The organism is Pseudomonas fjordensis (genome assembly GCF_976987115.1).
This window is the reverse complement of the sequence record NZ_OZ336860.1, coordinates 2,574,664-2,592,943: the sequence shown is the minus strand read 5'-3', so window position 1 is coordinate 2,592,943 and position 18,280 is coordinate 2,574,664. Positions and strand designations below refer to the sequence as shown.

The following is an 18,280-nucleotide window of genomic DNA, read 5'->3' as shown; positions in this document are numbered from 1 at the left end:
ATCGACGCTGTTCATCAGAGGGTGTAGGCGATGCCCACCTGCACAGTTCGCGGTGCGCCGGGGTAGGCGTAGATATTGCCGAACGCGCCTTCTTCATACTCGCGGTTGAACAGGTTTTTCACATCCAGGTTCAAGCGCACATGCTCATTGACCTTGTAGTAGCCGAGCAAGTCGACCACGGTATAAGCGTCCATCGAGAATGCCGTGTTGGCAGTCTGGCCGGCGCGCTGGTCGACGTACTTGCCGCCGACGCCCAGGCCCAGGCCTTTGAGCGCGCCGTCCTGGAACTCGTAGACGTTAAGCAGGCTGAAGCTGTTGCGCGGGATGTTCATCAAGCGTGTGCCGGAGCGCAACGTGTTATCACGGGTAACTTCCGCATCTACGTAGGCATAGCCGCCGATCACGCGCCATTCGGGCGTGAGGTTGCCTGCCACATTGAGGTCGAAGCCCCGACTGCGCACCTGGCCAGCCGCGACACTGAAGGTATTGTCCACGGGATCAGTGGTCAGCACGTTCTTCTTCTCGATCTGATAGATCGCCGCATCAACGCTCAACTGCCGGTCCAGCGCCTCCCACTTGATGCCCATCTCGTAGGACTTGCCCTTCTCCGGCGCGAAACCACCGCCTTCGCGGCTGGCGCCGGTGTTGGGCTTGAACGAACGGGCGGCGTCGGCATAGACCGCGACGGTATCGGTGAGGTCGTAGATCACGCCCACACGCGGGGTGACGGCGTTGTCGGCGGCCTGCCAGTTTTTACCGCGTGGCACATAGGTTTCGTAATCATGCTCAAAGCGTTCGAAGCGCGCACCGGCCAGTACTTTCAAACGTTCGGTCAAGGCGACCTGATCCTGCACAAAGGCGGCGTAGGTCTTGAGGTTTTCTTTATCGTGGGTGGGCGTGCGGGTCAGTGCCGGACGCGTTTGGCCGTACACAGGGTTGAAGATGTCGACCGGGTAAGTGCCCACCTCGTCGCTTGAACGTTGAATGATCGACTTATAGTCGTAATCCTCGTACTCGATACCGGTGAGCAAAGTGTGATCGAAGCCGCCAGTGGAGAAGTGCCCGGTCAGGTTGAGCTGATAGTCCTTGTCGGTCCATTCCAGCTTGCGGTAGTTGAAGTTGCGTTGCAGCGTGCGGCCGTCAGCGCCCAGGCTATCCCGCCCGTTGGCTTCGATGGCATTGCCTTTCAAACTGCCGTCCAACCACTGGAAACCGCCGCCCAGGGTCCAGTTGTCGCTCAGCGCATGCTCAAAACGCAGTTGCGCCATGTTGTTGTCGTTATGCAGCTTGCCCGCGTCCTTGTCGCCCCAGAAAGTGTCACGGGATGGCGTGCCGCGCTGGTTGGGGAAACGCGTGAGGCCGCGGTCCAGCGGGTGGTTGTTGCGCATGAAATCGCCTTCGAAGGTCACCTTGGTGTCATCGGTGGCCTGCCAGGTGATCACCGGCGTCACGCCGTAGCGTTCCGTCTCGACGTGATCGCGGAAGGTGTCGCCACCCTCGCCCACCACGTTCAGGCGATAGGCCAGGCGGCCTTCCTCGTCCAGCGGGCCGGAGGCATCCAGGGTGCCGCGCTTCATGCCCTGGTCATTGAGCTGGCTGCCCAGGGTGACGGTGCGTTCGGCCAGCGGCTGCTTGGACACCACGTTGAAGGTGCCGCCCGGGTCGCCACGGCCGTAGAGCATGGTCGCGGGGCCGCGCAGCACTTCAAGACGCTCAATGGTGTTGGCGTCCGGCATGTTCGGGTAACCGCGGTTGATCGGGAAACCGTTGCGGTAGAACTCACCGGTGGTGAAGCCGCGCACGGTAAAGGTGGTCAGGCCCTGCCCGCCGAAATTGTTGGCACGGCCCACGCCGCCGGCGTAGTCGAGGGCATCCTGCAGGCGCGTTGCACCGAGGTCTTCGACCACATCCTTGGACACCACGCTGATGGACTGCGGGGTTTCATGAATAGAGGTGTCGGTGCGCGTCGCACTGGCTGAGCGTGTGGCGTGGTAGCCCTGCACCGGGCCTTGGGCCGACTCAAGGTCCGCGGTGGCGGTCACATTGGTGGCTTGCAGCTCGATGCTGGCGTTCTCGGCAGGCACCTGCTCTGCCCACGCGAAGGGGGAAAACGCCTGGAGCACACAGATGGAAATCAGGGTACGACGCATGGGTGTAGAACCTAGTGAATGAGCCAGATGGGGCGGCAAACCTGCCAAGAATTCGCCGCGCATCATATATCAGGGCATTCTCGTTTGATATCGGTTCTCATTTGTTATTTTTCGCCGCTTAGGTCGAGAAAAACAACAGGCGAAAAAAAGCCACTCAATCGAGTGGCTCATGCAACGCGCAGGCTTACCTCAGCGATAGCGTTCCAACCAATGCGCGTAAGGTGCCGGCAAGGTCCAGGAGGACTTGTCCACGCCCAGTTCCTTGGCAGCAAAGTAGGCCCAATGTGGGTCGGCCAAATGTGCGCGACCTACCGAAACCAGGTCCAGGTGCCCGGCCTGCAACGCGCCTTGCGCCAGTTGCGGCGTGCCGAAGCCCCAGGCTGACGTCACCGGAATACCGGCCTCACGGCGTACACGTTCAGCAATCGGGCCCATGAAGGCCGGGCCCCACGGAATGTTGGTGTCAGGAATGGTAAAGCCGACGCTGACGCTCAGCAGGTCCAGGCCACCGTCCTTGAAACGGCGGGCCAGTTCAATGGACTCGGTGAGGGTCTGCTCATCACGGCCATCGTATTCGATCACACCGAACCGAGCGGTGAGCGGCAGGTTTTCTGGCCAGACTTCACGCACCGCAGCCAGGGTTTCGAGGAGGAAGCGGCTGCGGTTGTCGAAGCTGCCACCGTAGGCATCGGTACGCTGGTTGGAGTGTTCGGAGAAAAAGCTCTGGCCCAGGTAGCCGTGGGCGAAGTGCAGCTCGATCCATTCAAAGCCGGCATCGCGAGCACGACGAGCCGCGTCGACGAAGTCCTGCTGCACGCGGGCAATGTCTTCAAGGGTCATGGCACGGGGTACGTTGGGCAGGTTGGCACCGAACGCGATGGCAGACGGGGCGATGGTTTCCCAGCCACGGGCATCAGAGGCCGGGATGTGGTCATCACCTTCCCAGGGGCGATTGGCGCTGGCTTTGCGGCCGGCGTGGGCGATCTGGATACCCGGCACCGAACCTGCGGCCTTAATGGCCTTGACCATGGGCACGAATGCCTGGGCATGGGCGTCGCTCCAGATGCCGGCGCAGCCTGGGGTAATGCGCCCTTCTGGGGCGACCGCAGTAGCTTCGACCACCAGCAGGCCGGCACCGCCACGGGCCATGCCGGCCAGGTGCACGTGGTGCCAGTCGTTGACCATGCCGTCGTCGGCCATGTATTGGCACATCGGTGGAATAGCAATGCGATTGCGCAAGGTCACATCTTTAAGTTTGAACGGTTCGAACAAGGCCGACATTGGGAGCTCCAGGAAGGGGTGATTGATTCGATAGTTCGATGGTAATCGAACTATGGTATTGAACGCTACCCCCCTGTTATGATCCGCCCCATGCGAGCCTTCAAACACCCTACCCCGCTGGAATTGACGCTTGAGCGTGTGCTGTACGCCTTGAGCGACCCCGTACGCCTGGACATCGTGCGCTACCTGGCCAACGTGCCAGAGGCGACCTGTGGCGAACTGGACGGGGGGCGGCCCAAGTCCAGCATGTCCCATCATTTCCGGGTATTGCGCGATGCGGGCTTGGTGCACACGCGCAATGTGGGCACCACCCATATGAACTCGTTGCGCCGTGACGAGCTGGAGAGCCGCTTCCCGGGGTTGCTGGCCAGTGTGTTGTCACAGCGCTAGACGCATAACCCGACGCTGGGCCTGTGGCGAGGGCGCTTGCTCCCGTGACGGCCTGCCAGCCGGCGCTGATCTACCTGACACCCCGCGGTCCAAACTGTGGGAGCGGGCTTGCCTGCGATGGCGGCCTGACAGCCGCCCCATCTCTACCTGACACCCCATGATCCAACTGTGGGTGGGCTTGCTCGCGAAGGCGGCCTGGCAGTCAACACGGTTGGATTGGGTGTATATCCATTGCTGCGGTAACGGCCACTTAGGGTTCCGCTCTGACAGCGGGTCACTTTTGGAAAAGAGCCCCAAAAGTAACCAAAAGGGCTCTTGCCCCACCACTCGGCACCTCGCTTAGGCTCGGTGTGCCCGTAATCCGCCAGTGATTTGGGGGGCCGCCGCCACGCGCCATCCATGGCGCGGGGCGGCTAAACCGGCATCCCTGCCGGTTTACCCCCAAATCCCTGTCGAATTCCGGCCAGCGTGGTTTGACGGGGCGCCTAAGATCAAAAGCAGATCAAGAGCAAGATCAAGAGCGACTCGCTTCGCATCGTGGTTAGCGTTGGATGCTGCAACTTGGAAAGTTGTTTAGATACCTATGCGCTAGACGGCAAGCCTCAGGACAAGATCGCCTTTAACAGCGCGCCGTCCAGGTGCACACAGTCTTTGCCATTGCGCTTGGCGCCGTACAGGTTCTTGTCCGCCATTTTGAGCACGGCCGATAACTCGTCGCCCGGCGAAAAACGCGCCATCCCCGCACTGCAGGTGTAATGGTGGGGCGCGGGCACACTGCTGCGGATCGCCTGCAACAAGTCCAGGGCGTAATCACAGGCCACCTCCACATCGTCGCCCTGCAATAACACGCCGAACTCTTCCCCGCCGATCCGCCCGAAGCTGTGGCTGCCTTTGGCATTTTTCAGGCACAGGGCCATGGCTCGCAGGATTTTGTCCCCGACGTCGTGGCCATACAGGTCGTTTTTTTCCTTGAAACTGTCGATATCCAACATGATGAAGTAGCCGCCCTGCTCCCCGGCCAGCAACTTCTCGAAGCTCTGCATAAAGGCCCGCCGGTTGAGAATGGAGGTCAGGTAGTCGGTCTCGGCCAAGGCGCGAAACTCGCTTTCCACCAGCAATACCGAACGCAGGTTCTTCAAGTAGGAGTAACTCAAGATAAACCCGATGGACACCGACGCCGCGCAGAACAGCAGCAAATACACCTCATTGCCAGCCTCTATATCCGTCTGCATGGGCGGCCATAGGATCAGCCAGATCAATAGCGCATCGACCAGATAATCCTGGACACTGATAAACAAGATGGCGCTTCCCACCACCAGAGTCACGGCCAACGGCAAGCCGTAGATACGCAACTCTTCGTTCAAATGAATCAGATACGCGAAGCCGACGGACAACAACACCATATAAATGACCCCCAGCACTCGCCAGAGCAGGAAGTTCGCGGTGGTGGCATGTACCCGGCAAACAATCAGCAGGCCGACCGTGACGGCCAACATATAAAGGTCCAACTTCAAGGCCGGAGGAATCAGGAGCATGCCGAACCAGGCAATAATTCCTACCCATTCGGCCTGGGCCACCGCAGGTGACAACAAACTGCGCATTCTGGGCCGCAACTTCAAGTTAGCAGGCATCCTTACGCTCCCATCTCAATAGCATGCAGGCCCATCGCAAATGAAAAGGCCATGAACCGCTTTACCAGGCTGGCAAAGGGTGGCAGAACTTCCAGCCGGGTTTTGGAGTGGGCTTTGAAATAACCCTTTTCAACCCCCTCCTGCACCATACGGATAATGTGGGTCTTGGACACGGAAAGTTGCTTGGCCAAGGCCAGGTAGGAAGACGACCGGAAGGTGGCGCGGCCGTTCTCTGGGGCAAAAGCGTCGTTGTAGATCGCCAGCATCAACAGATGGCCGGCGTCGCGCTTGACCAGCCAATAACATTCGGGCAGCAAGACATCCACCGTCAGTTCGGCCGCGAGGATCATGGCAAAACCCTTGAAGTAGAGCGCCAGGAACTCGCGGTCATCCAGGTCGCGCATCTGCCGGAACACTTCCCTCTCGGGATAGAGCAGCGCCAACGACTCAGTGAGGGCGGTGAGCATCAGCCGCGCTTCGCGGCAGGCTTCATCCGAGGGTGCATACACCCTGAAGCGACTGTCTTCGGGGTGCGGCGCAACCTCCATGAAGCCCAGGGCCTGGAACAGCAAAAAGATCGATTCCAGGCTGTTTTTCGAACAATACTTGCGCGTTACGCACAAGGCTTTAACTTCTGCCAACAACGGCAGCGGTGTGGAAAAGTATTGGCTCAATAATGCAAACGACACCATCAAGCGGCTGTATTTAAGGGCACTCTTGTAGAAAAACGGTCGTCTCGAATAGGGCACGAGCAGCACGTGGTAATGCGCTCTCATGCACGATTCAAAATCCTTATGACGTTCGAGCGCTTGCGCGGTATTACACATAGCCAACTTCAACGAACTGACACGCATGAAAGAGCCCTGATCATCCAACTTGATGCCACTGATCTCAGCTACGAAATCCCTGCAGCCCGGCTCCAAAACAAATCACTTCAATAATCCTGCCATTAATGGCTTTTCGCCTCGAACGCAATGTACAGCGATTGCCGGACAAGACGTCATCAGTACCAAAGTTGTTCCACAGTCAAATGCCCGTGGCACACAGTTGCACGCAACCTTTGGTTACATTCCCTCCGCCTGGCGGTTAGAGGACTAATCGATTCAGCACGCTGCGAACCTTCCCCTCTCAGCGACGTCGTAACAGGGAATTGTTGCCAACCGCCCGCCGCGAGGTTCTCGTTTGAAAGCTGCCCTTCTGAAGAAATACCGCCTGATCATCAAGACCATGGGCTATGTGGGCTGGGCGTTGTTCTGGCTGTTGTTGTGGGATGTGGCAGTGACGGTGGACTTCATGCTGTTTCTCACCGCCAAGATCAATTTGCCGTTGATGCCCCTGACCTTGCTCGGCTCGGCCCTGGTGGTGCTGATCAGTTTTCGCAACAGCAGCGCCTACAACCGCTGGTGGGAAGCACGCACGCTGTGGGGCGCGATGGTCAACAACTCGCGCAGTTTTGCCCGGCAAGTGTTGACCCTGCTCGATGACGCACCCGGTGAGGTGAACCCCGTGAAGTCGACGCTGTTGCGCCGTCACGTGGCTTACGTCAATTGCCTGGCTGCGCACCTCAAGGGCCAGCCGTGCCCGGAGGAAGTGCGAGCCTTTATCCCAGCCGAAGAATTTGCCCGCAACGGCGCCACCAATAACTTCGCCAATGACATCCTCACCGGCTCGGCCTCGTTGCTGGCGCGCGAATACCAGGCCGGGCGCCTGGACAGCATTCGCCTGGCGCGGTTGGAGTCAACCCTGGTGGACCTCTCCAACGCACAGGGCGGCATGGAGCGGATTGCCAACACGCCACTGCCCTACCCTTACGTGTATTTCCCACGGCTGTTCATTTCGCTGTTCTGCCTGATCGTGCCGGTGGGCCTGGTGGAATCTCTTGGCTGGTTCACGCCGCTGGCCTCCACCGTCGTGGGCTTCATGCTGCTGGCCATCGAGCGCATCGGCACCGACCTGCAAAGCCCGTTCAATTCCAGCGAACACCAGATCCAGATGGAAAGCATCTGCGAGACCATCGAGAAGAACCTGCAGTCGATGCGCCGCGATGCCCTGGCCGGTGACCCGATCGCCTGATTCCCCTTGCTCAAGTGCCTGCGCCCTCGGCCGATATACCGAGGGTACGCATGGCCTCGCCTCTCACAAAAACGCCTGCGACACGCAGCACTAATTTTTCTCCCCTTGCCAAAACTATAAATACCCGCGGGTGAAGTCATGAATATCAAGCAGAAGCTGACATGGGCGTTTGCGGCCATCGCGTGCGTGCCGGTCATCCTGGTCGCCATTATCGTGGTGCTTAATCTGCGCGAGGGTGCGCTGGCCAACTTCCTCGACAGCAGCGGCCGCGAGATCCGCCAGATCGACAATGGCATGCAGCAGTTTTTCGACGGCATCAGCCAGAATGTCGACTTCGTCGCCAAGGACCCGCGCGTGATCGCGGCCAAGAACCTCAAGAGCTATGCCGGTGCCGATGCCGCGCAAATCCCGCTTACGCCAACCAACACCGAACTGCTGGCGATTTTCGATCAGTTCGCCAAAAGCCACCCCAGCACCGCCTACCTGTCCCTGGGCCTGAGCGATGGCGGCTACGCCAGTTGGCCGGACGACGCCAAACTGACGCAATATGACCCGCGCACCCGCCCCTGGTACCAGGCCGCCATCGCAGCGCCAGGCAAGACCGTGCGCACAGGCGCCTACTACTGGGCCCCGGACGATGTAGTGCTGATCGGCACCGTACGCACCGTCGCGAATGCCACGGGCAATATCCTTGGAGTAGTCGGCCTGGACGTGTCGCTCAAGCAACTCACCGAGCTGGTGCGCACCATCAAGCTGGGCGACAGCGGCTACCTGATGCTGGTGGAAGCCGACGGCAATGTGCTGGTGGACCCCAGCGATGCCACGCACAACTTCAAGCCCCTGGCGGGCCTGGGCGCGAACTACGCCGAACTGGCCAAGCACGGCGATGGCGTGACCGAGGTGAGCATCGACGGTGTGGCCTACATGGCTAACGTGGTCAGTTCCAAAGACCTGGGCTGGCGCTTTATCGGCCTGATCAAGCGTGACGAAGTGATGGCCGGTGCCACCCGCCTGACGTGGTTGATCGCGGCGATTGCCGCCGTATTGGCCGTGGTGTTCGCCATCGTCGGTGCCAGTTTCGCCCGTGTGATCGTGCGCCCGATTCGCGGCGTGGCCGACGGCCTGCAGGAAATCGCCGAAGGTGAAGGCGACCTCACGCGCCAGCTCAAGGTGCAGGGCAAGGACGAAACCGCGAGCCTGGCCGGCTGGTTCAACCAGTTCCTGAGCATGATCGCGCAACTGGTGCAGCGCATCGGCAACGCCTCCTCAGACCTGCAAACCGCCGCCGCCGACACCAGCGCCGTGGCCAACAATATGAACCAGGCCGCCGGCCGCCAGCGCGAAGCCGTGGAACTGGTGAGCACCGCGTTCAACGAGATGGTCGCCACCGCCAACGAAGTCGCGCGTTCATGCAGCGCCGCCGCCACGAGTGCCGATGAGGGCTATCGCGACGTGCACACCGGTCAGCAGCACATCGGTGAAGCCACCGGCAGCGTGCTCAAGCTCAGCGAAGACCTGCAAAAATCCACACAGACCATGCAGTTGCTCGAGCAAGACAGCCAGAACATCAACACCATCCTCGACACCATCCGTTCGATTGCCGAACAGACCAACCTGCTGGCGCTCAACGCCGCAATCGAAGCCGCCCGCGCTGGCGACCAGGGCCGAGGCTTTGCGGTGGTGGCCGACGAAGTGCGCGCCCTGGCGCGTCGCACCGCCGACTCCACCGGCGAAATCGACAGCCTGCTGGGCAACCTCGCCCGCCGCACCCAGGAAGTCACCCAGCAGATGCAAGGCAGCTTGCTGGTGTCCAACACCAGCGTTGCGCGCATCCAGCAGGCCCGTGACAGCTTTGACAAGATCCGTGGTTCGGTGGATTCGATTCGCGACCAGAACACCCAGATCGCCACCGCCGCCGAAGAGCAGCACCAGGTGGCCGAAGAGATCAACCGGCATATCGCGCAGATCCACGCCGACGCGCAGTTGGTGGAAGGCTTTGCGCATTCGGCGCAGACCGGGTCAGGGCGGTTGACCGATATTTCCGGTCAGCTCAATGGGCTGGTGGGGCGTTTCAAGTTCTGATGCTGTGGCGAGGGAGCTTGCTCCCTCGCCACAGGGTACGCGTCGCCAGGTCCTTCTATGCCGCCTCAGAGGCGGCCCTGGCCATCATCGCAGTACCTGCAACAGTCTATTGCAGGACTCAAATGTACTAACCGGTTACTTATCTTGCTAAAATCGCGTCTTTGCCCTCTCTCACTCGAGTCCATTCGACATGAAACGAGCATCGCGCGCCGCTGGCGTCTCTAGATTCTTACTCCTGGGCCTGGGCGTCGTCATCGCCCTGCTCGGCCTTGCGCTGGCCGTCGGCGGCGCCAAACTCGTCAGCCTGGGAGGTTCCTGGTACTTCCTGCTGGGCGGCGTGGTCATGGCCATTTCCGGGCTGCTGATTGCCCGCTGCAAACCTGCCGGCGCCTGGTTGTTCGCCGCGTTTCTGCTGGCTACCGCCGTGTGGGCGGTGGCCGACGTGGGCCTGGAATACTGGCCGCTGTTCTCGCGACTGTTCATGTTTGCGGTGATCGGCGTGGTGGTCGCGCTGGTGTATCCGTTGCTGGCCGGCAAACCGGCGCGGGGTGCCTATGGCGTCGCCGCCGTGTTGGCGCTGGGCGTGGCGGTGGCAGCGGGCAATATGTTTGTTGCGCACCCAAGCGTTAAGCCCACTGGTGCAGGCCCGGGCATGACCCCGGTGGCTGCAGCCGATGCGCAGAAAGATTGGGCCCACTACGGTAATACCGAAGGTGGCAGCCGTTTCGCCGCGCTGGACCAGATCAACCGTGACAACATCGACAAACTCAAAGTCGCCTGGACCTACCACACCGGCGACGTGGCCATCAGCGACGGTAACGGTGCCGAAGACCAACTGACGCCCCTGCAGATCGGCAACAAAGTGTTTATCTGCACCCCACACAACAACCTGATCGCGTTGGATGCCGACACCGGCAAAGAATTGTGGAAGAACGAAGTCAACGCCAAATCGGCAGTGTGGCAACGTTGCCGGGGCATGGCGTATTTCGATGCCAGCGCGCCGATTGCCCAGCCGACCCAGCCCAACAGCTCGCCGATCCTGGCCGCCAGCGTACCTGCCGGTGCGCAGTGCCAGCGTCGCCTTTTGACCAACACCATTGATGCACGCCTGATCGCCGTGGACGCCGACACCGGCAAGTTCTGCGAAGACTTCGGCACCCATGGCCAGGTAGACCTCAAGGCCGGCCTGGGCAATGTACCGGACAGCTACTACCAACTGTCCTCGGCGCCGCTGATGGCCGGTACCACCGTGGTGGTCGGCGGTCGCGTGGCAGACAACGTGCAGACCGATATGCCCGGTGGCGTGATCCGTGGCTTTGACGTGATCACCGGCCAAATGCGCTGGGCCTTCGACCCAGGCAACCCTGAAGACAAGCAGGCCCCAACGGGCGATGCCACCTACGTGCGCAGCACCCCGAACAGCTGGGCGCCGATGTCTTACGACCCGCTGATGAACACGGTCTTCCTGCCGATGGGCAGCTCGTCCACCGATATCTACGGTGTGGAGCGCACACAGCTCAACCACAAATACGGCGCTTCGGTGCTGGCACTCGACGCCTCCACTGGTGCCGAGAAGTGGGTCTACCAGACAGTCCACAACGACCTCTGGGACTTCGACCTGCCAATGCAGCCAAGCCTGATCGACTTCACCCCGCCAGGCAGCGACAAGGCCGTACCGGCCGTGGTCATCGGCACCAAGGCCGGGCAGATCTATGTGCTCGACCGCGCCACCGGCAAGCCGCTGACGGACGTGCAGGAAGTCCCGGTCAAAGCCGCGAACATTCCCAACGAGCCGTATTCCCTGACCCAGCCGAAATCCGTGGGCATGCCGCAGATCGGCGCGCAAACCCTGACCGAATCGGACATGTGGGGCGCCACGCCGTATGACCAGTTGCTGTGTCGCATCGACTTCAAGGGCATGCGCTACGACGGCCTGTACACCGCGCCGGGCACCGATAAATCCCTGAGCTTCCCCGGTTCCTTGGGCGGCATGAACTGGGGCAGCATTTCCACCGACCCGGTGCACGGTTTTATCTTCGTCAACGACATGCGCCTGGGCCTGTGGATCCAGATGGTGCCGTCGCAGAACAAGGCCCAGGCCTCTTCCGGTGGTGAAGCGCTGAACACCGGTATGGGCGCCGTGCCGCTCAAGGGCACGCCGTATGCGGTGAACAAAAACCGCTTCCTGTCGGTGGCCGGCATTCCGTGCCAGGCGCCGCCATTCGGCACCTTGACCGCCATCGACATGAAGACGCAAAAGGTCGCCTGGCAAGTACCGGTGGGCACCGTTGAAGACACCGGCCCCCTGGGTATCCGTATGCACCTGCCCATCAAGGTTGGCCTGCCGACCCTGGGCGGTACGCTGTCCACCCAAGGCGGCCTGATCTTTATCGCCGGCACCCAGGACTTCTACCTGCGCGCCTTCAACAGCGGCAATGGCGATGAAATCTGGAAAGCCCGCCTGCCCGTCGGCAGCCAGGGCGGGCCGATGACCTACGTGTCGCCCAAAACCGGCAAGCAATACATCGTCGTCACCGCCGGCGGCGCACGCCAATCCACCGACCGCGGCGACTACGTGATCGCCTACGCCCTGCCGTAACCACCCTCTGTTCGCGCGGTGCCCAGGCACCGCGCTTTGTGTTTGGAAAGATCCCCCATGACCCCTACTCCTCATACCGCCTGGCGCCTGGCGCTGGGCCTGGCCTTTGCGGCCGCCCTGCCTGTTCAAGCCGACGACACCACCCTGACCGGCGATTGGGGCGGCCTGCGCCGCGAACTCGACGCGCAAGGTGTGCGCTTTACCGGTGACTACAGCGGCGAGACCGCCTACAACGCCCACGGCGGCCAACATCGTTCGGCGCGCTATTCGCAAAACGTCAAGCTCGGCGTGCAGTTCGACCTGGGCAAGCTCTACGGCTTCAACAACGGTGACCGCATCCAGCTGACCATCAACGACCGACGCGGCAACAGCGCCTCCGAGGACCTGGTGGGCAACCGCCTGCCGATCCAGGAAAACTACGGCGGCCTCTACACGCGCCTCACCGAGCTGAGTTACGAGCGCACCCTGTTCACGCCAGCGCTGAACGTCAAGCTCGGCTATATGGCCATGGGCAATGACCTCGGCGGCCTGGACAGCGGCATCCTGTGCAACTTCATGAACGCCGGGTTCTGCGGGCATCCGCTGAACATGTCCGGTGGCAGCGGCTGGGCCAACTACCCGAACGCGCACCTGGGTGCCCGAGTGAAATACGACTTTTCGCCCAACTGGCAACTGCGCGTGGCGGCGTTCAATGTCGACCCGTCCAGCAACGGCAACTCCAGCCGCGCCTGGCACCTGGGGCCCAAGCACACTACCGGCACCGTGGTGCCCATCGAACTGATCTACAAGCATGCGGGCGCACTGCCCGGTGAATACAAGCTCGGCTATTACTATGACAGTTCCGATGTAAAACGCATTGGCAGCAACAAGGACGTCAGCGGGCGTGGCGGTCACTACCTCTTGATCGACCAGGCTGTGTGGGCCTCACAATCATCCCAAGGCCGTAGCCTGCACGCCTTCGGCCAGTACTCTGCCGCCAGCCAAGCGGCCTCGCCGTTCACCAAGTGGTATGGCGCAGGCGTGGTGCTGTACAAGCCGTTCGAAGGTCGCCCGCGCGATACCGTCGCCCTGGGCTATGGCCGTGCGGTACCGAACCCGCGCAGCCGCGATGTGCAAGAGCTGGCAGCGTTCAACGCCGGCACGGCCTACCCCGACCTGGACACGGCTGAACAATTGATCGAACTCAGTTATGGCTACCAGGCCACGCCTTGGCTGACCTTGCGCCCGGATGTGCAATACATCATCGAGCCGGGGGCGTTTTCCGGGGAGAGCATCGACAATGCGCTGGTGCTGGGCTTGCAAGTCAAAGCGGTGTTCTAGGTCGCACCCTGCTGATACTGACGCGGCGTACAGCCAAATTCGCGGCGAAACACCGTATGCAGGTACTGCGCAGAGGTGAAGCCGCAGCGTGCGGCAATGTCGGCAATCGCAAGGCTGTGGTTTTCCAGGCCCTTGGCAGCGGCAGCGAGTTTGAAGCGCAAAATCTCATCATGCACGCTGCAGCCGCGAGCCTTGCGAAAATGCGCTTCCAGGGACGAGCGGGAAACACCAACATAAGCGGCGACCTGATCGGTCTTGATACCCTGGCAGGCGTACTGGCGGATAAACAACAACGCCTGCATCACGTAAGGGTTGCCCAGGGGTTGATGCAGGCTGGAGGCTTGCACGTTGATGGCGTCCGGCGGCACCAACACCTGGGCGCCCGTGCAGGGTTTGCCGTGCAACATCTGATGCAACAGCGCCGCAGCGGTGCGGCCCATGGTCTCCGTGCCCTGGATCACCGAACTGAGCGGCACCCGCGTGAGCGTGCGGGTCAGCGGGTCGTTGTCGATGCCGATCAACGCCACCTCCTCCGGCACCGCAATGCCTGCGGTCAGGCAGGCTTGCAGCAATTGCCGAGCGCGGGCATCGGTCACCGCGATAATGCCGATAGGCTTGGGCAGGCTGTGCAGCCAGGCAATCTGCTGCTCCACCGCGCTGTCCCACAACGGCGCACTGGTGCCCAGTCCGCGATACACCTCCACCTGCAAGCCATCGCGCTGCATCAAGCGGCGAAAAGCTTTCTCACGCTCCTGGGCCCACCGATTGGCCTGGGCTTCGGGCAGGCTGAAACAGGCAAACCGCGTCAACCCCGCCTCCACCAGATGCTCGTAGGCCAGCTTCATCAGGGCATGGTTATCGGTGGCCACATAGGGAATGCCCTTGGGGTACTTGCCCACATCCTCATAAGAGCCCCCCACCGCCACCACCGGTATCCGACTCCCAGCCAGCGCCTCGCCAATCAGCGGGTCATCGAAGTCAGCAATGATCCCATCGCCCTGCCAACGCTCGATACCGCGCAGGCGGCAGAGGAAGTCTTCTTCCAGGAACAGATCCCAGGATGCACGGGTGCTGCTCAGGTAATTGCCAATGCCGGCGATGATGCCGCGGTCGTAGATTTTGCTGCCGTTGAAGAGCAAGGCGATGCGGTGAACGGGCGGTAGGGTTTTCATTGTTTTTGTCCTGGGGCCGGTCGGTGCAGATGAGTACGCAGAGGTTTGACTGATCAGGATAGCGGGCCTCGGAGGAGGCACGCTTTGAGGTCACCTAAATCTAAGCAGCACAACCACGACACCCATCCAAATACAGGCAACTATCATCATTGCCAAATCGATAACTAAAAGTCGCTTCAGGTACGGTGGGAACTTCTCGATGTCGACTGGATCAACCTCTCCCATAATGATAGAGGCCCTTGGCCAAACCACCATTCCGGCGATTTTCGACATTTCCAAGAGAGACCAAATCAAACCGCGCCTCCCCAAACTTGTCCCCCATATGTACATATAACGACTATTTTTTAGAGCCTCCTTCATGGCTTCCAGATGACAGTGAGTAAGGTAAAGGCTAAAAGCAAGGCCAGCAGCTGCAAGCAGAATAGGGCCTCCGGCAAAGATAATCGCAACCCAAGGTGTCCAAGTATCGATGTTAGTCATGGTTGTATAGCCTCGTAGATCTTTTCACCCACGTATTCACCACCTTGACCACCGTAGGTGGTACCTGCCCATGCGCCAGCTCCTACTAAAGCCGCGACGCAGACCACTCCCCCTATTCCCGTCGTAACACCCAGTGCCAAGCAGACTGAGCCGCCTGTCGCACCGGCTAACGCTCCTGCTCCCACACCAAAAAATGTAGCGCCTGCGAACTTCCCGCCTTCAGTGAACTTAACCCTCTCACATGCAGCTCCAGAATCAGCCTTACACACCTGCTCAATAGCCAATAACGAAGACACTCCCCCAAGTCCAATACCGATGTAACCCCCTGCCTTCATATACTTGGTGGCACGGCTGACCGCCTCCACATGCGCGGCATACCCCGGAATCTGCCCCGGCCCACCCGCCTTCTCCCAGTGATGCACCAAGCTTCGGCTGGATATACCCAGGGCCGTTTTCAACTTGGGGTGATCGCCCAAGGTGGTCTGGCCGCGCAGGCGCGTGGAGTTGAGCAGATGAGCATCCAACTGGCTCATCAACCGCTGGCGATCAGCAAAGAACTGCGCTGACCTAAGGTGCCCGTGCTGCCGATAGCTGTCCTGATGCAGGCGTTCCATGGCCTGCAGCGTTTCGCGCAGATTGCTCAGGTGTTTTTCCATCACCACCGCACTGACGCCGAGCCAGGTTGAGGTTTGGCCGATGAAACCGGCGATCTCTGCACCGTGGCGATACAGAAAGTCAGCCTCGTCCGGCGTCAGTTCGTCCAGTGATGCGCTGACGTGTTGCGCGGCCTGCATCAACTGAGCTTCTTCATACGTGCAGGAGGTGTTGTTCGGGTCGCTGAGCACGATCATCGAGCCGGCTTTGACGGGCCCTGTGTTGGGATTCAGCGATTGAAACTTGCGCATTACAGCCGGGTCGAGCGTCGGAAAAAGTGTGGCTTCCAGCGCCTCGCGGCTCATGCTTTTGGGCACGATGTAAAAACCCGGCTCTTCGCCTATGAGCGCTTTAAATGCGGCAAATGCGGATTGGGGCGACTCACTTGGCGAGGTGGAGGTGCGTTGAGAGGACGCTGCCCAGTGGGTTACTGGCTGGACCGGCTCAGCGGCCAGTCTGTTGGCGCTTACGACCGAGCCACCTCTGCCGTGGTACTCGCCGAATAACGCCAAAGGAATCAGCTCGGCTTTACAGGGACAGCCGCTGTAACTATCCACCGTACCGGCAACAAGCCGGCCATTGCTCTCCATGAAGGAAATGCCGCCGATGATCTTGTACGTTTGCCCATCCTTGCCGCAGGTAACTGGGTCACCTTCGCAGGCACGAAGACGGCCATTCATGTGGGTTGTTTGATCTACGCCCAGCACTTCCCCGCCGCAACTGGTTTTGTCACCTTGACAGATGAAATGACCTACGCTCATTTTTTCGCCTCTTATCCATGTTTTTTTAGCCGTGCTTTCCTGCTCGTCTCGATAAGAAAACTGACGCGTAACGCCTTCCGAGGTAAACGAGCAAGAGCAAGTCAGTGGCAGTCCAAACCTTGAAGAGGCATATCCCCACCGTAAAGTCAGACGTTTCCCTAAATCCTGTACTCCCTGAGCCGTTCTCAGCCCTTCACTCAAAATCGCACTCCCCTTTGGTGATTTTCATAATCAGCCGCCCAGGCGCCATTGCTAGTATCCAGACACCGCCCAGAACAATAAGGAAAACCCCATGCCGTACTTCCCCGGTGTCGAGAAGGTGCGCTTCGAAGGCCCTGCCAGCACCTCTGCCCTCGCGTTTCGTCACTACGACGCCAACAAGCTGATCCTCGGCAAGCCCATGCGTGAGCACCTGCGTATGGCGGCCTGTTATTGGCATACCTTTGTGTGGCCGGGGGCGGATATGTTTGGGATGGGCACGTTCAAACGTCCGTGGCAGCGCAGTGGCGATCCGATGGAGGTGGCCATCGGCAAGGCCGAGGCGGCGTTTGAGTTTTTTTCCAAGCTGGGCATCGACTACTACAGCTTTCACGACACCGATGTGGCGCCCGAAGGCAGCTCGCTCAAGGAGTACCGCAACCACTTTGCGCAAATGGTCGACCACCTGGAGCGCCATCAGGAACAGACCGGCATCAAGCTGTTGTGGGGCACTGCCAATTGCTTCAGCAACCCGCGTTTTGCCGCCGGGGCCGCGAGCAACCCAGACCCAGAGGTGTTCGCCTTCGCCGCCGCCCAGGTGTTCAGCGCGATGAATGCCACGCTGCGGCTCAAGGGCGCCAACTATGTGCTGTGGGGTGGCCGTGAAGGCTATGAGACCTTGCTCAACACCGACCTCAAGCGCGAGCGCGAACAGCTCGGGCGTTTTATGCGCATGGTGGTGGAGCACAAGCACAAGATTGGTTTCAAGGGTGACCTGTTGATCGAGCCCAAGCCCCAGGAGCCGACCAAACACCAATACGATTACGACAGCGCCACCGTGTTCGGCTTCCTGCATGAGTACGGCCTGGAGCACGAGATCAAAGTGAACATCGAGGCCAACCACGCGACGCTGGCCGGGCACAGTTTTCATCATGAGATCGCCACCGCCGTGTCGTTGGGGATCTTCGGCAGCATCGACGCCAACCGCGGCGACCCGCAGAATGGTTGGGACACCGACCAGTTCCCCAACAGCGTCGAGGAAATGACCCTGGCCACCTATGAAATCCTCAAGGCCGGCGGGTTCAAGAACGGCGGCTATAACTTCGACTCCAAGGTGCGCCGCCAGAGCCTCGACGAGGTAGACCTGTTCCACGGCCACGTCGCCGCCATGGATGTGCTGGCCCTGGCGTTGGAGCGTGCGGCGGCGATGGTGCAGGACGACCGCTTGCAGCAATTCAAGGACCAGCGCTATGCCGGCTGGCAGCAGCCATTGGGCCAGGCGGTGTTGGCCGGTGAGTTCAGCCTGGAGTCATTGGCTGAACATGCCTTTGCCAACGCGCTGGACCCGCAGGCGGTGAGTGGGCGCCAGGAGATGCTTGAGGGCGTTGTGAATCGGTTTATCTATCGGTGACATTTGCACGACAAATCTCTGCACAGAGCGTCGAGTGACGCTCTACAGTTCAACCCGCACCACGCTGTGTCTTTCCAA

12 protein-coding genes and 2 pseudogenes are annotated in these 18,280 nt (G+C 60.5%); 7 read left to right on the top strand and 7 right to left on the bottom strand.

The genetic code is table 11. The annotated features are described in order from the left end of the window. Positions 1 to 14: 14 nt before the first annotated feature. Both ACWHXD_RS11875 and ACWHXD_RS11870 read right to left on the bottom strand, forming a co-directional pair. Complete coding sequence (locus tag ACWHXD_RS11875; protein ID WP_138763183.1) at positions 15 to 2,150, bottom strand: TonB-dependent siderophore receptor; 2,136 nt, start codon at positions 2,148 to 2,150, stop codon at positions 15 to 17. A gap of 189 nt (positions 2,151 to 2,339) precedes the next feature. Further along, a complete protein-coding gene (locus tag ACWHXD_RS11870; protein WP_138763184.1) occupies positions 2,340 to 3,431 on the bottom strand; it encodes an NADH:flavin oxidoreductase/NADH oxidase in 1,092 nt (363 codons plus the stop codon). Between the two features lie 90 nt (positions 3,432 to 3,521). Here ACWHXD_RS11870 and ACWHXD_RS11865 point away from each other — a divergent pair, with 90 nt between their 5' ends. Next, entirely contained in the window at positions 3,522 to 3,821 is a 300-nt protein-coding gene (locus ACWHXD_RS11865) for an ArsR/SmtB family transcription factor (protein WP_050516211.1), read from the top strand. Positions 3,822 to 4,423: 602 nt separating this feature from the next. On the opposite strand, the gene ACWHXD_RS11860 is transcribed toward ACWHXD_RS11865, so the two are convergent. Together ACWHXD_RS11860 and ACWHXD_RS11855 are read right to left on the bottom strand one after the other, a co-directional pair. Continuing rightward, complete coding sequence (locus ACWHXD_RS11860) at positions 4,424 to 5,452, bottom strand: GGDEF domain-containing protein (RefSeq protein WP_032892305.1); 1,029 nt, start codon at positions 5,450 to 5,452, stop codon at positions 4,424 to 4,426. A 2-nt stretch (positions 5,453 to 5,454) separates the two neighbouring features. Then, positions 5,455 to 6,306 carry a hypothetical protein gene (locus ACWHXD_RS11855; RefSeq protein WP_169918629.1) on the bottom strand — a complete coding sequence of 284 codons (852 nt, stop codon included), beginning with the start codon at positions 6,304 to 6,306 and terminating at the stop codon, positions 5,455 to 5,457. 328 nt (positions 6,307 to 6,634) lie between these two features. On the opposite strand from ACWHXD_RS11855, the gene ACWHXD_RS11850 reads away from it, so the two are divergent. The 5 genes and pseudogenes from ACWHXD_RS11850 (at position 6,635) to ACWHXD_RS11830 (ending at position 13,526) form a co-directional block, all read left to right on the top strand. Next, complete coding sequence (locus tag ACWHXD_RS11850; RefSeq protein ID WP_138763185.1) at positions 6,635 to 7,525, top strand: bestrophin family protein; 891 nt, start codon at positions 6,635 to 6,637, stop codon at positions 7,523 to 7,525. A gap of 138 nt (positions 7,526 to 7,663) precedes the next feature. Then, a pseudogene (locus ACWHXD_RS11845) lies at positions 7,664 to 8,743 on the top strand (HAMP domain-containing protein); the annotation flags it as partial. A gap of 327 nt (positions 8,744 to 9,070) precedes the next feature. Next, a pseudogene (locus ACWHXD_RS11840) lies at positions 9,071 to 9,607 on the top strand (methyl-accepting chemotaxis protein); the annotation flags it as partial. A 190-nt stretch (positions 9,608 to 9,797) separates the two neighbouring features. Then, positions 9,798 to 12,206, top strand: coding sequence for a glucose/quinate/shikimate family membrane-bound PQQ-dependent dehydrogenase (locus ACWHXD_RS11835; protein ID WP_032892308.1), 2,409 nt, complete (start codon positions 9,798 to 9,800; stop codon positions 12,204 to 12,206). Positions 12,207 to 12,263: 57 nt separating this feature from the next. Then, complete coding sequence (locus tag ACWHXD_RS11830; RefSeq protein WP_138763186.1) at positions 12,264 to 13,526, top strand: carbohydrate porin; 1,263 nt, start codon at positions 12,264 to 12,266, stop codon at positions 13,524 to 13,526. On the opposite strand, the gene ACWHXD_RS11825 is transcribed toward ACWHXD_RS11830, so the two are convergent. The 3 genes from ACWHXD_RS11825 to ACWHXD_RS11815 all read right to left on the bottom strand — a co-directional run bounded on the left by ACWHXD_RS11825 (position 13,523) and on the right by ACWHXD_RS11815 (position 16,593). After that, entirely contained in the window at positions 13,523 to 14,698 is a 1,176-nt protein-coding gene (locus tag ACWHXD_RS11825; protein WP_138763187.1) for a XylR family transcriptional regulator, read from the bottom strand. The two genes, ACWHXD_RS11830 and ACWHXD_RS11825, sit on opposite strands and share 4 nt — an antisense overlap. A gap of 90 nt (positions 14,699 to 14,788) precedes the next feature. After that, positions 14,789 to 15,178, bottom strand: coding sequence for a hypothetical protein (locus ACWHXD_RS11820; RefSeq protein ID WP_138763188.1), 390 nt, complete (start codon positions 15,176 to 15,178; stop codon positions 14,789 to 14,791). Next, on the bottom strand, positions 15,175 to 16,593 hold the full coding sequence (locus ACWHXD_RS11815) for a PAAR domain-containing protein (protein WP_138763189.1): 1,419 nt from the start codon (positions 16,591 to 16,593) through the stop codon (positions 15,175 to 15,177). Before ACWHXD_RS11815 ends, ACWHXD_RS11820 begins: the two co-directional genes overlap by 4 nt. Before the next feature lie 292 nt (positions 16,594 to 16,885). On the opposite strand from ACWHXD_RS11815, the gene xylA reads away from it, so the two are divergent. Further along, positions 16,886 to 18,202 carry a xylose isomerase gene (gene xylA, locus ACWHXD_RS11810; protein WP_138763190.1) on the top strand — a complete coding sequence of 439 codons (1,317 nt, stop codon included), beginning with the start codon at positions 16,886 to 16,888 and terminating at the stop codon, positions 18,200 to 18,202. Positions 18,203 to 18,280 lie beyond the last annotated feature (78 nt).